Annotated in this window: 7 protein-coding genes; 4 read left to right on the top strand and 3 right to left on the bottom strand. The window is 45.5% G+C overall.

The genetic code is table 11. The features are described from left to right. Window positions 1-358: 358 nt before the first annotated feature. A complete protein-coding gene (locus F955_RS01950) occupies window positions 359-682 on the bottom strand; it encodes a hypothetical protein (protein ID WP_004813497.1) in 324 nt (107 codons plus the stop codon). 339 nt (window positions 683-1,021) lie between these two features. Then, window positions 1,022-1,726, bottom strand: a complete 705-nt coding sequence (locus F955_RS01945) for a DUF8198 family protein (protein ID WP_004890502.1) — start codon at window positions 1,724-1,726, stop codon at window positions 1,022-1,024. A gap of 207 nt (window positions 1,727-1,933) precedes the next feature. Between F955_RS01945 and pap the strand changes: the two genes are divergently transcribed. Then, window positions 1,934-3,352 (top strand): polyphosphate:AMP phosphotransferase, encoded by a 1,419-nt coding sequence (pap, locus tag F955_RS01940; RefSeq protein WP_004890497.1) that lies wholly within the window; start codon window positions 1,934-1,936, stop codon window positions 3,350-3,352. 42 nt (window positions 3,353-3,394) lie between these two features. On the opposite strand, the gene F955_RS01935 is transcribed toward pap, so the two are convergent. Next, window positions 3,395-3,898, bottom strand: coding sequence for a hypothetical protein (locus F955_RS01935; protein WP_004890494.1), 504 nt, complete (start codon window positions 3,896-3,898; stop codon window positions 3,395-3,397). Window positions 3,899-4,071: 173 nt separating this feature from the next. Here F955_RS01935 and F955_RS01930 point away from each other — a divergent pair, with 173 nt between their 5' ends. From F955_RS01930 to recD, 3 genes are all read left to right on the top strand, one after another. Further along, window positions 4,072-7,779 (top strand): exodeoxyribonuclease V subunit gamma, encoded by a 3,708-nt coding sequence (locus F955_RS01930; protein ID WP_004890492.1) that lies wholly within the window; start codon window positions 4,072-4,074, stop codon window positions 7,777-7,779. Continuing rightward, window positions 7,780-11,898: a UvrD-helicase domain-containing protein gene (locus F955_RS01925; RefSeq protein ID WP_004890488.1), complete on the top strand. Its 4,119-nt coding sequence runs from the start codon at window positions 7,780-7,782 to the stop codon at window positions 11,896-11,898. A gap of 71 nt (window positions 11,899-11,969) precedes the next feature. Further along, window positions 11,970-13,742, top strand: a complete 1,773-nt coding sequence (gene recD, locus F955_RS01920; protein WP_004890485.1) for an exodeoxyribonuclease V subunit alpha — start codon at window positions 11,970-11,972, stop codon at window positions 13,740-13,742. The last annotated feature ends 864 nt before the right edge of the window (window positions 13,743-14,606 follow it).

Here is a 14,606-nt window from a genome sequence, read left to right as displayed (position 1 = left end):
CGTCTTTAGCTGAAATCTCAGCCGAAAAATCGATCTTAATTGATGATAAAAAGTCATGATATACGTTCTGAATTTTTATATCTTCCTGCTGATGCGGTGCACCATAGCTTAATTAAATGGTGAGTCAAAACCTACTCAATTCTTTGTACGTTTTTGCTTACATTGATTCAGGTTTTTAGCGACTATTTTATAGTGATAGAAATTTCATATGATAAGTTCATCAGGAACAGGATGTTCCCTCTAAGAATAAAAATAGATAAATACAAGGAAAGTAAGGTACGACAGGAGTTATACCAAGCGAACCAATACGAAAAACCCCGGCAGGATGCCGGGGTTTTTCATTTTGTATCCAGAATTTTTAAGATTCGTCCAGTTTATGGATGAACTGGTTTTTACCATAGCGAATGGACAGTTGATCCAGTTCATAATAAAGACCATCTCCGAGTGCATAATCCCCACGCTCAACAGAGATAATCCGTTGTTTATCTGTGGTAATCACAATATGGAAATAGCCTATCTTTAACTTGCATTTCAGATCATGAACAAGCATCGCCTGACCGTAAATATCCAAAGACTTATGGCTTTCAATCTGTATATCTTGAGCATCAATTTTATAACTGTTTATTGAAGGTCTCAGGTTTATTTGTACAGTGCCGCGAATAGATAACTGTTTGTACCCCATTACATTTTTCCTAAAATTCATTGACATGGGTACATCTATAAAGAATCAAGATATACGGAGGCTTAGATAACACGTAAGCCGATCAAGTACGTTGACCATAAACAGATTAATTTCTGTAAATTTTGCATAATTTTTATAACTTTATTAAAGACTATAACTGATTGATACGATTAGGGCTTTGGAACCATTATTTTGTCTATTTATTGAGACGTGATTTTTTTGTATCGATGAAATTACTACGATTTAAAAATAGCTGGTTGATTGGGTTAAGAGAATAAGGCAAGCAGATGCCAGCCTTATCCTGAGGTGATATTTTCAGATTTTTTAAGCTGTCGGGAATTAACGGAAAGGCTGTGGATCGCCAGCATGCACGCGATCAATGATATTACGCTCAGTTGCCGTAAATTCACGTACAAACTTTTCTGCGGACTTAAGTGGTTTCATCGCCAGAAATCCATCCTGCATAAACTCATACATGACTTCAAAACGGTATTTTTCTGCGGCACCTTTACACATTTTAAATGCTGCCTGCACAATGAAAGACCGCATATATTTATCCAGATGAGTACCAAGCTGATCCAGCATAGCTAACTGTTTAAGGCGATCCTGGCTCTGATCCAGCTTTAAATAGATCAGACGCATAATTTCATCAGTCAGTGATTCGGCTGGATGATAATCTTCCAATAACTGTTGTGCCACCTGCTCATCAAGCTGTACCGCAAGAATGGCCAGCTCTACTCCGTGAGTGCCGGTCTTGATCGCATTATCCGGAATCAGCTTTTCTGCCTTATGTGCATAGCGCGTCAAGCGGGCAATCTGTTCTGCCAGCGCATCGAAGTCCGGTCCACCATAGAGACGGTTCAGGAAATATTCTGACATCAGCACATTTTGCTTTTCTGCAAACTGCTTGGCATGAGTGCGTTGCATACGCTCTTTTTGCCAGAGCTGGACATCTTGCAGACGTTGTTGCAGTTCCGGTTGCTTGTGATAGTTCAGCTGATAATAACGTTCCAGAAGATCGTCTAAAACCGCAAGTTTGGACATGGGAAGTTCAAATATGGTTATGGATGTGGGAATCTTAGAACGAGTTAGGATGGCGCGCTATGACAAATTGACCGGTTGCACAGGATTTGAAGTCAATTTGTTGAAAAGTTCGACAAAAAAGATCGTTTAAAAATCGTAGCGATCGCTATTCACCAGGCAAGAAGCCTGTCTATACTGTATTCAGGAACAAGAAAAACAGAACAGGTTATGTCTACAGAACAGCAACAATTTCAATTGATTGAAGAAAATGAATTATCGTTACAGCTTATCGATGCGCAATATGCCCTGAAAGATACACGCGGACAGAAGAATGCTAAAAGTGTAGTCGTACTGGTCAATGGAATTGAACTGGCCGGCAAAGGAGAAGCGGTTAAGCAATTACGGGAATGGGTTGACCCGCGTTATTTGCGGGTAAAAGCAGACCAGCCAAGGCCCCTGAATGAAAGACAGACTTTCTGGCAGCCTTATGCACGATTTATCCCGGCTGAAGGACAGATCATGGTGTTGTTTGGTAACTGGTACACAGATTTGCTAAGTACCGCCATGCATGTAGCGAATCCTATAGATGAAAGCATGTTTGATCATTATATTGAACAGATGCGTGCCTTTGAGCAGGATCTGAAAAATAACCATGTTGATGTGATCAAGATCTGGTTTGATCTGCCCTGGAAGTCTTTACAAAAACGTTTAGATGATATTGATCCAAGTGAGATGCATTGGCATCGTTTACACGGTCTGGATTGGCGCAGTCGTAAGCAATATGACGCGATCCAGCGTTTGCGTCAGCGCTTTACCAATGACTGGATCATCATTGATGGTGAAGATGAAACCCTGCGTGATCAGCAGTTTGCCCAGACTATTCTTGCGGCCTTGAAACACTGTCCGGATCATCCTGCTAAAGGAAGTAAGACATGGTCCCCGGCATTTATTCCGGAAGCATTGCTGCAGCCTTCGCGGGAGCCGGTGGATCAGAATACCTATAAGGACGAACTCAAGAAACTGACCCGCAAGGTAGCCAGTGCAATGCGTATGGATCAACGTAATGTGGTGATTGTATTCGAGGGGATGGATGCAGCCGGTAAAGGGGGAGCAATCAAGCGGCTGGTGAAAAAGCTTGATCCACGCGAATATGAAATTCATACCATTGGTGCACCGGAAAAATATGAATTGCGCCGTCCTTATCTGTGGCGTTTCTGGACCAGGTTACAGCCGGAAGACAAGATTACGATTTTTGACCGGTCCTGGTATGGACGGGTACTGGTAGAACGGATTGAAGAACTGATTAGTCCTGCGCAATGGCAGGCATCTTATGCAGAAATTAACCGGTTTGAAAATGACCTGATTGAGGCACAAACTGTGATTATCAAGTTCTGGCTAGCGATTTCCAAGGACGAACAGGCTGAACGTTTTAAGGCACGTGAACAGACGCCGCATAAACGTTTCAAGATCACTGATGAAGACTGGCGTAACCGTGAACGCTGGGAGGATTATTTGCAGGCAGCGGCAGATATGTTTGAGCATACCAGCACCGATCAGGCGCCATGGCATGTGATTGCTACCGATGACAAGGATAGCGCACGTTTACAAATCTTAAAAACCATACTAAAACAGCTTGGCGTAAGTTAATACGACCAAGCTGCGTTTAAATAAGATGATTCTAAATCAAAATTATACAGTTTTAGCTTGCTGTTTTTGCTGGATATTTTTGGCTAGTTTATAAGAGTCTTCCACATGTGCCTCGGCAACTTTTTTCATTACGAAGTAGCCTAAACTTGCCGCAATTAACTGACCACCGAGCGGGATAAATTTGGTCACTTGCTTGGTGATATATTTTGCGGCAACATTATTGATGGATTTTTTTACTGCCGTACGTGCCACCACAAAACCAGAAAATTGTACGCCGCGTTTACGTAATTCATCCCATTGAACCTGTTTGGTTTTTGGATCAAATACGCTGACCTGCTCTGGTGCCAAGCCGAATCGGGCATTGATTTCAGGAATTAGCTGTGACAGGATGCCGACGTCAATCAAGACATCAAGAAACGGTACCGGAATCACGGCTGCACCTGCAGACATATAGGCACGCTTCTTAATCAGCTCCAGGCATTCTTCACGGATCTGTTCTAGATTTAAACTTGGATCAATTTGATCGGGAAATTTGTCTAATTTCATGGGCGATTACCTAAAGCTTCCTGTTGTTTTTCTAAAAAAGTATCCATAAGATGCTTTTTTAAAAGAAATTTTTCTACTTAAGTGTAGATTAAAAGTGACATAGACAGAACAGGGTGTATAGTAAATAATCTTTATTGTTTTGTAGTGCTGCTTTCTTTTAATTTGGGGAATTCATGGCTATTCATGTTATTCAAAGTCAGAAAATTGATGTGCTTTTGGATAGCATGCTGCTGGTCACGACTCAGCAGAAAAGAACTGCTTTTCAGGTGCTTGAGCCGCAGCATTTCATTGTGCCTTCGCCTGCCGTTGAAGCTTGGCTCACCCAGAAAATTGCCGAGAAAAAGGGTATCAGTGCCAATACACAATTTCACCACCGAATTCGTGCTTTTCAATGGACTTCTTATCAATGGGTGCTAAACAGCCAGAAAGAGCTGGAGCAAGTCCGTGAAGCCAATATTCCACGTATCATCATTAAATGGCGAGCCTTTCAGGCGCTGCGCAAGACCATTTTGGCAGATGAAATTCCACTCAAATCCCAGCATCCGCTGTATTCGATTGTAAAGCGGATTTATGACAGCGCTGACCGTCTGGAACAGCCGAATGAGCGCCTGCTCAAAAAACAAAGCATGCTGTACTGGGTCTGTGAACAGGTATCGCGCCTGTTTAGTCACTATATGGATTATCGCGGCTATTGCGCACGCAATTGTCCGCCGCAACAATGTAGTTGTCCGACCAACTGGCTGAACAACTGGGGACAGAATCTGCCTTTAGAAATAGAGCAGATGCTATATATCTCCAAAGATGAAAATGGTCAGGAAATTCCGGTAGCAGATTTCGTCAAAATTCAGGCACGGGAACTGGAAGCCTGGCAGCGCTGGCTGTGGCAGAACGTATTTCAGGATGACTATGCCAAAATTCTGGAAATTGAAAAGCTGTACTGGGAACGCATCGACAATCCGGAAACCCGAGCGCAGGCTTTAAAGCAGCTGCCATCTCAGGTGGTGGTCTTTAGCATGCTGGAATTGCCACCAGCTCAGCTGGATTTCTTGCGCCGTCTGGGTCAGTACATCGAGATTTATATTTTCCATTTTAACCCGTCACAGGAATACTGGGCGGATAGTGTCGATCCGAGCTGGAAGGCGCGCTATGACCTGGGTGTACAGGAACGCTTTATCCGCAAATACGAACAGTCGCGTGGAGGCAAGCCGAGTGATGAGGAAATTGCTGCATTCTGGAAAAAGTTCCAGCTGAACTTTAATGCTGAAGACCGTGAATCACGTCATCCTTTACTGACCCGTTTTGGTAAGCAGGCACGGGATCACTTCTCGTTATTATCCAAACTGTCTTCGGGTGAGGAAGGACATTGGGCGGATGCCTTTGTGGATGACTATCAGGACCATCTGCTGGCAAAAATCCAGTCGGATATTCTGTATCTGGTAGAACCGGAGCGGCATACTTATCCCTTGAAGCCGGACGATAGCTCGGTACAGATCCATGTCTGTCATTCTTCATTACGCCAACTGGAAGTACTGCGCGAACAGATCATTCACTGGCTGGCTCAAGGCACGGAAGAAGTACCGCGTCAGCCCAGTGACATCCTGGTATTGAGTCCAAACCTGAAAGAACTGGAACCGGCGATTCGTAGTGTCTTTGCACCACCACCACGTGAACGAGAAGGCAGCCAGTCCCGTCTGCGCAAAAACAATATTTATCTGCCGATCCAGATATCCGGGGTATCCCGTCTGGATGTCAGCAATGCCTGGCGTGCCGTGCTGGGCCGCATACAGTTGATGCATCGACGTTTTAGCATTGAAGATTTTGCCGACTGGCTGAGTTTAAGTGCGACCCAGCAGTACTATGCATTGGACTATGCACAAGTGGAACGCATCATCCAGCTGCTCAGTGATGCCGGCTTTAAGCGCGGCTTAGATCAGCAGCATTTACAGCAACAGTTATATGAAGGTGATGAAGATTACCGCTTTAGCTTCCGCTTTGCTCTGGATCGCTTGGTACTGGGTATGGCGGTGCCAGAACATCAGCTGTTTGAAGATACCCTCAGTTATGCCAAAGTGCTCAGCAGTGATTTTCCGCTGATTGTTATCCTGATCCAGATCTATGAGGATTTCAATGAACGTCGCGGCTGGCTGAATGCGCATGAGCAGGGACAGCGTACACCGGTAAAAACCTGGCTGGAATATCTAAATCGGGACGTGAATGCATTCCGCAGCAATGGGGTTGAGTCATTAAAAACCGTAGCAGAAATCATTGAAAAACAGATGCGTATGCTGACGCTGGCCGATTATCATGATCAGGATGATCCAAATGCGATTCAGGAACTGGTGGCATTGAGCTTACCATTGCCTTATGTCTTGGAAGAAATCCAGAATAGCCTGGACATGCAGCTGGATCAGGCCGAACCGACCGGACAAATTACCTTTAGCCAGATTGGCCAGATTCGCCCACTGCCTTATAAGCTGGTGGTGATGCTGAATCTGGATACTGGCAAATTCCCGAGCCGAAATCAGCAGCTACCGTTTGACTTGATGAGCATTCTTAAGCCACAGCTCGGTGACCGCTCCCGTCTGGATGATGATCAGGGTGCATTTCTGGATGCCTTGCTGTTAGCACAGGAAAATCTGTGGCTGTTCTACAACGGCTTTGATGTGAATGATGGCGAAGTGCGTGATCCATCCACGTCACTGCAGGAATTGATCCAGCATATTGCCCTGATCTGCCAGTCCGAGCATCCAGATGCAGATGTCGATGTGATGACCGAGATGAATGGCTTGCCAGTCGCAGCGCATATCCAGCAGCTCTATCATGTGCATCCTTTACAGCCTTTTGATCCAGTTGGTTTTAGTACACTACGTACCCCACGTTTTCAGGATCAGTGGCATGATGTGGCTTCTTTTCTTTGTAAGGCTGAAGGGCAGCGTCGCAGCTGGATTAATATCCATTGTCCGCCAGTACAGCAGGAGCAGATTCGGATTCTGCATGGCGATGAATGGATTCGGGACATGATCTTCCCGGCACGTCTGTTCCTGAAAAGTGTTGGCATTTCCAGCGTGAAATATAAAGACTTGCCCGCGGCACAGGAACCATTATTGCTGGATAAATTGCAGCAATATCAGGTACGGGATTTCCTGCAGCAGCAGGAACAGGAAATAGATACTCGGTTGATGCTGGATCGTCTGCCAGTCGGAAAAACCCAGGAAGCAACCTGGCTGAGTACCCAGCAGGAACAGGAATTGCTGCAGCAGCGCCTACAGCAACTGGACAAACAGATTACTCGTACCACGCAGCAAAACTATCGTTATTCATCTGATCTGATGTTGCAGATTACTGTGCCGCAGCAACCGAATGCGTCGTACTGGCTGAGCATGCAGTCCGCTTCAGCCTCAGAGCGCCGTCGCGCGCATGTCTGGCTGGAATATCTGCTCTGGCTGGCCTATTTAAATGATGACAGTTATACCGCAGAGCTGGAACGAATTGTGCTGTTCAGTAACAAGACCATAAAATTCTGCAAGGTGATATCTTCTCAGGCTAAAGAATATTTGACTCACTGGTTTAAGGCCTGGGAAGCAGGACAGCAGCAACCGGTAGTGTTGCCAGCTGAGCTCATTCTGAAAAAAGACTGGCAATGGGAAACCAATGAGCAGGGTCAAATGATTATTGCTGATCTGGATAAGCTGTTGGCGGCCTGGAACAACACTTATGAAAGTACCCGCCCACTGAGTTCTGATGAGTCCTGTGTATTGCATCAGGACTGGCAGTTCATTTTGCAGGATCAGGATCCAGAGCAGGCGTTGCAGCATAGCCTGCTAAAATTTGCCTATGACTTGTATGCTCCGATTCAACAACATTTAGAGTGGGTAAAATAAATGACCATCGCCCCTCAACAGCAACATAAAACTTCAACCAATCCAATTCAGGACATGACCTTTACTGGTCTGCACTGGATCGAGGCTTCGGCAGGGACTGGCAAAACCTATACCCTGTCTAGCCTGATGGTGCGGATTTTTCTAGATAAATACTATCCACATCAGGTCATTGCGACGACGTTTACCCGTAAGGCAACAGCTGAACTGAAAAGCCGGGTACGCGCACGTGTGGAAGAAACTTTGCGTTATATCCAGCGCTATCAGCATCTTAATTCGGTGGAAATGGCCCAGCAGATCGAACAGGAATCTGATCCGCTATTTCAGAAAGTGTTAAAAGACTATGGCAACCGCATGGACTATGCTCGCCGTCGTCTGGGGCTGGTATTGAACCAGCTGGATGAGTTGTTTGTCGGCACGCTGGATAGTTTTAGTCAAAAGTTACTGCGTGAATTTGCTTTTGAAAGTGGTCGGATTGAACGTGCTGAACTGACTGAAGATCAGGACCTGTATATTCAGCAGCTGATTCATGATGTGCTACGGGAATGGATCCAGCAGCAGCCGCAGTATGTTATTAACCAGATGTATTTACAGAACCAGCTCAAAGCTCCTGAACACTATGTGGGGCTGGTACGTGATGCACTCAATTTTAGCGCCAATCATTTCCAGCCAGTCCGCCAGGTAGAATGGGATTTGGGTGAACTGGATGCCTGTATTGAACAGCTGGTCAATATCAGTCCGGCAGAACTGCTCAAGATACAGACTTACTGCGCCGAAACCCCGAAATATTTTCATAAAAACTTTCATGTAAAACTGTCGGAGATCTGCAGCAATTTTTCTGACTGGGCGGTACAGCTAAGTGAACAGAAGGGTATGTGCTTCTTTGATCCTGAGCTGTGCAAGCTGGTGCTGAAGTTATGTTATCTGCTGCGTAATAAAACTGATTTTCAGCCAGGCAAGCAGCGTTTTACCAAAAGCTGTAGCGAAGAAGAGCAGCAGTATTTCCTCAGCCATCCGCTGATTTGTGCCATCGAAGCCCTGTGCAATGTGAAACAGGCACTGGATGAGAAATTCAAACAGCTCACGGCTTATCTGGAATATCACCTGATTCGCAGTGTGCAGCATCGTCTGCCGCAGACTTTACAGAAACAGGGAGAGACTACCTTCTCGCAACAGATCCGTACCCTGACTGAAGCCTTGCAAGGCGAGCAGGGGCGCCGTTTTGTCCAGTTTGTGCAGTCTCGTTATCCCTTAATTCTGGTAGATGAATTTCAGGACACCAACCAGGATCAGGACGATCTGCTGGCACGAATCTGGCGGGATGCTGCGCGGGTACAGCTCGGCTGTATTATCATGGTCGGTGATCCAAAGCAGGCGATTTACGGTTTCCGTGGCGGCGACATGCTGACCTATAACAAGGCACATGCTGATGTCCGTTTAAAGCAGGGCCATGAATATACCCTGACCCAGAACCACCGCTCGGTCAAAGCTTTGGTGGAAGTGGTTGATGCCTTGTTCCAGCGCCAGATGGATTTTGGTGAAAGCGTTAATTATAGTTTGATTCAGGCTGGTAGCCGTCCCCATCCGGACCTGATTGATTCCGGACAAGCTAATCCTTATCCATTACGCTGGATGCAGCTGGGTGAGCAGGAGCATGAAGCCGATCAAGTGGCCTGGAAAATCCGCGAATTACTGAACCAATCTGCACAGCAACAACTGTATTTCCAACAGCAGGACAGTTCTGCTCCTCTAACTGAGGATGATATTGCCGTACTGTCCTTTGGACATTATGCGTTGGAACAGGTCAAACAGCGTCTGCAACGTATGGGAATTGCCTGTTATAAGGAATCAAAACAGAGTGTCTTTGCCAGTAATGTGGCACAAGATGTTGCCGCGGTGCTGACCGCGATCATGGACCCGTTTAATGAAGCCAAGGTTCGCCGTGCTTTAGTGACCCGTCTGCTCGGCTTTGACCTGAAAAAGCTGCTGGAACTGCAACAGCAGCCAGTTGGCCTAAGTACCTTTATAGCCGATTTCGAAGCGATCCGGGAAATGTGGTTCGACAAGGGCTTTCTGAGTGCCTGGAACTATGCCCTGAACCTGTTTGATGTCTGGACTAATCTGGTATCGAGCCAAAGCATCGATAATGAGCGGGTTGTGGTCAATCTACGTCATCTGACCGAAATCCTGTCGCAGCAAAGCGAATATTATCAGGGTGCACAGAAACTGTATCATTGGTATCTGCGCCAGTTACAGTCTCCTTCTGGCAAGGACAGTGAAAAAGAGCGCAAGCTCTCCGGTGACCGTGGCGTACAGTTGCTGACAATCCATGCCTCCAAAGGTCTTGAATTCAAAATCGTATTCCTGATGGGCGCTGATGCACCGTTTGACGTCAACAAGGGTAACCTTAACTTCTCGCTGGCTGGTCATGAGCAAGACGATATTCTGAATCAGTCACGAGTGATTGCGGTAAATCGTGAGGATCTGCATGAACAGGCACAGCTGCAGAATGCAGCACGGAATGCTGCAGAGAATCACCGTCTCTGGTATGTGGCGCTAACGCGTGCCAGCCATCGGGTTTACGCCATGCTGCAGGATCAGAGTGGTCAATCAGATTCGTGTCTGGCCTACTGGCGTGGGCAGGGTGAGCAGGTCTTCCAGCACCCGCTCAGCTGTATGGAAAATACCTTAACAACAGCGCCACCGCGTATTGCGGTAGAACGGATGCAAACAGCACTGGAATTAGTTGCTCATCCTTTACCGGAACAGCAGTTCTATCCACGGACCACAACCAGCTTCACCGCTTTATCGAGACATCAGCTGCATGTAACCGTACTGCAAGATGATCTGGTCAGTCTATATGAACACCCAGAAAGTGCTGCCGATGAAATCCATCTGCAGACAGAAGCAGAAGTGCTGCAACAGCCATTGGACTGGATCAAGCTGAATTTTCCTAAAGGTACTGTGGCCGGAACTTTCTTGCACAGTATTTTTGAGCATCTGGATTTTCAGGATAGCAGTTACTGGAATCTGGAAATCCGACGCCGTTTCAAGAATACCGCGCCACATATCTGGATGGAACTGAAAGACCAGTTCCAGCAGGACTTTCAGATTCTAGAGTTACTGCAGCAGGCCTTCCAGCAGCATTATCTGCAGGCCACGATTAACCTGAATACTCTGTTTAAACGGGTAGCCAGCAATGTTAGTTTAAAAGCAGAAGCGCTAGCTGAGGCTATTTTGCATGTTATGGCCAGCATCAACTATAAACTGTTGACCGGTATCCGCTTGCATGACCAAAGTGTTGCCTATCGCCATACATGGCACAGCTTTTTCCAGCAGCCATCTTTAAATATCGCTCATTTTCTACAATTTATGACGCAGTTTGAGCGTTATTTTCTGGAACTGGATGATGATGCCTTTATTCAGCAGTTTGAGCAGGAAATGGGGCAGCTGCCTAAAGCAAGCACGCATGAAAATCTTGATGTGACTGGACTAATACAGCAGTCAGCGGGGCTATTCTTTGAGGAATTATCCGAAGATATTCTGCTGAATCTAATGCATGATTGGGTCGGGGAAATCCTGAACACACCGCTTCAGAGCGAGTTTCGTTTAAGCCAGCTGGATCAGCACAGCTTTTTGTCGGAATTCCCGTTTTATCTGGCTTTGAATGATGCACCTTTACAGATTCGCCAGATTCAGCAGCTGTTTGCGGATTATGGCCTGATCATGCCGGACTTTAATGAAGCCAAATCGGCACGTTACCTGACCGGGGCAATTGACCTGGTATATTTTGATGGTCAGCGTTATCACATCGCCGATTATAAGAGTAACTATCTCGGTGCCAATCAGCAGGATTATCTGCCGGAAGCAATTCATGACAGCATGACGCATTCCAGTTACTGGTTGCAGGCTGCCCTGTATCTAGTCGCCATGCACCGCTATTTAAGTGCTAATCTGCAGGGTTATGACATCCGGGAGCATCTGGGTGGAGCAACCTATCTGTATCTGCGCGGCATGAATGGGCAGGCCGGACAGGGGCTATATCACTGGCAGCCTGAAGTTGAATTTATCCAAAAACTGGATCAGATTCTGGGCTATTATGCGGTGAATAAGTCAGCATAAAATGTCGAAACTAAGAAATATATATAATAGAAACAGAAAATTATCCTGTGGATAAGTTTGAGGATAACTGTGTGGAAAATGAGCAAAATCACATATCACAGCTGGCTTCGCCATTGATGCTCTGGATCGAGCATATATGTCAGCCACCATTCAGCTCAGCTAACTTCGGCGATGAGGCCAAACTGCTCATGCATGCCGTACTGGAAGCCATGCAAAATGGTAACAGCTGTATTGACGCGGCAGAGGATCAAGTCGCCTTGCTGCACAATTTGGTGCGCCGTGGCGAGTCTGATCAGCATGCGATTGCACCCTTTATTTTTCAGGACCAGCAGTTGTACCTGTACCGTTACTGGAAACTGGAACAGGCAATCGCTGCGCATGTAGTTCGCATCAAATCCCAGCAGTTAAAAGCTGTTCAGTTGAATGACCGTCATCGCAGCCTGCTTGCTGATCTGCAACAGCAGAAAGCGCTGGAAATGGTGGCCAGTCAAGGTTTAAGTATTATTACGGGTGGCCCGGGAACCGGGAAAACCTATACGCTGGCACATATCATTGCGGTGCTGAATGAAAGTTTGCCGGACATCCGGATTGCCATGGCAGCACCGACCGGCAAAGCGGCACAGCGTATGAAAGAAGCGTTGCAGAATGCCTTGAGCAGTCCAGCACTGGCCCAGTTTAATCTGGAAACTTTGAAACAGTTACAACCTGTGACTTTGCATCGTCTCTTAGGTTTGGGAATAACTGCACAGCCAAGATTCCATGCCCGACAGCCACTATCTTATGACGTGATTGTGGTCGATGAAGCCTCTATGCTTGATCTGAGCTTGGCACAGATGCTGCTGGCAGCGGTGCCAGATGGGGCGCGTTTGATTCTACTGGGCGATGCGAATCAGCTGGCTTCTGTCGATGTCGGCACAGTATTAGCTGATTTACAGCAGGTTCCGGCCTTGGTCAATAACCGGATCAATCTGATGAAAACTCGACGGTTTAGTGAAGGGGCACGGATTGGTGCACTGGCACATTTTATTCAGAAAGCACATCCTGATCATGATCTGTTAACCGAATTTGAACAGCAAGTGGTAACTGCATCCGAGCTGCAGACCATTGATCTGGAGCAGATCGAAATTGACCATCTACAGCTGCAATACCTGCCGGAAAATGTACTGCTCAATGATGCTCAATCTTATTATGACCAGCTGATGTATGGTTATCAGAGCTATGTACAGGCACTCAAAACAGGGGTAGGCAGCCAAAATTTTAATAGGTTTGTAGAGCAGATCATCCGTCATTTTGATGATTACCGTATTCTGACTGCGATCCGCCATGGGGTTTTTGGTCTGACCCGACTCAATCAGCAGATTGAACAGCGCCTGCTCACTGCAACCGGGCAGATCAAGCAGGGCGACTGGTATATCGGTCGTCCGGTGATGATGACTTATAACGATTACCAGCTGGGACTATCGAATGGGGATATTGGGATCTGTTTCCTGCGGGAGCATCTTGGACAGCGCCAGTTTGAAATCTATTTTCCGAGTCTGGAAAAATGGGTTTTAGCAACGCGTTTGCCAAAAAGTATTGAAACTGCCTTTGCTCTAACCATTCACAAATCCCAAGGTTCAGAGTTTAGGCACACTGCAGTCGTACTGGATCATAAAGCCAGTAACCTGTTAAGTAAGGAACTGATTTACACAGCGATTACACGTGCAAAAAAAGCAGTCACACTATTGGTAGATCGTGAAGCATTTATACAATCATTAAGCCTGAAAACTACCCGTCGTAGTGGCTTAAGCAAAAAAATCATTGAACAGTGTCATAACTTTTCAGGTGATAGTGAAACTGATTAATGTAAGCATATGCTTACAGCGATTCAGGAGATTTGCGGATAGAGCTTCACTGCCCTTTTTGAGAAGATGGGCCCTACAAAGAACTCAACAAGGAAAGTTGAGTATAATCGCATAATTATTATAAGAAAGTCGTGAGACAGCGAACTTACATTGATGTAGGTGAAAAAAGAGGAAACTTACAGCCGCTAAGCCTTGTAGTTTTGGGAGAGACTACAAGGCTTTTTTATATCTTGAGTTTATGGAAAGGTAGCATAATTTAATAAATTATTTAATTTATCTAAATCATCCATATAAGATGAACAAGATGGGTTAAAAATGAGATTTGTGTAATATTAATCACAATTTAGGTTAATTAATGTAAGAAAATACTTACATATAGATACGAAAAATGCGTCTATGAGTAGCCCGGCTTTATGGCAGAATCTACTACACAGGGATGTTGTAGTAAGAGCATGGAAAGTTTTTATTAACAATAATAACTATAAAGCGCGATGCAGCGTAATAAAAACAATAAATAATAAAAAAATAATGAAAAAGAAGAAACTACAGCGCACAAGAAGCCCGAGTCCTCTCGGGCTTTTTTTTATGGCTAAATAAAATTACCCATGTATCTAGCTAATGAGGCGAAAGATCAGCTGTTCTATATTTGTCTGAAATAATTAAGGCGTTTTTCATAATTTTTCGTTCAATCTCTAACCCAGTTCAACAAGCTTTATTTTGCAGATAAATGATATGCTTCCAGTGAATTGAGTGGATTTCTTTAAATCTATCTATCGTCGCATGATCTATTTTTGCAATCTAACGTAATTTCCCTTAAAATATGCAACTTGCTGTAGTGATGCACGGCAGTCAATGTTCTGAATT

It is taken from the genome of Acinetobacter schindleri CIP 107287 (assembly GCF_000368625.1).
Taxonomy (GTDB): Bacteria; Pseudomonadota; Gammaproteobacteria; order Pseudomonadales; family Moraxellaceae; genus Acinetobacter; species Acinetobacter schindleri.
Note: the sequence above shows the minus strand (reverse complement) of the source record. Positions and strands in the feature narration are given on the sequence as shown.

Coding starts and splice junctions, on each gene's coding strand:
- F955_RS01930 (WP_004890492.1), top strand. CDS start 4,072: ATGGCTATTCATGTTATTCAAAGTCAGAAAATTGATGTGCTTTTGGAT.
- pap (WP_004890497.1), top strand. CDS start 1,934: ATGTCTACAGAACAGCAACAATTTCAATTGATTGAAGAAAATGAATTA.
- F955_RS01950 (WP_004813497.1), bottom strand. CDS start 682: ATGGGGTACAAACAGTTATCTATTCGCGGCACTGTACAAATAAACCTG.
- F955_RS01925 (WP_004890488.1), top strand. CDS start 7,780: ATGACCATCGCCCCTCAACAGCAACATAAAACTTCAACCAATCCAATT.
- F955_RS01945 (WP_004890502.1), bottom strand. CDS start 1,726: ATGTCCAAACTTGCGGTTTTAGACGATCTTCTGGAACGTTATTATCAG.
- F955_RS01935 (WP_004890494.1), bottom strand. CDS start 3,898: ATGAAATTAGACAAATTTCCCGATCAAATTGATCCAAGTTTAAATCTA.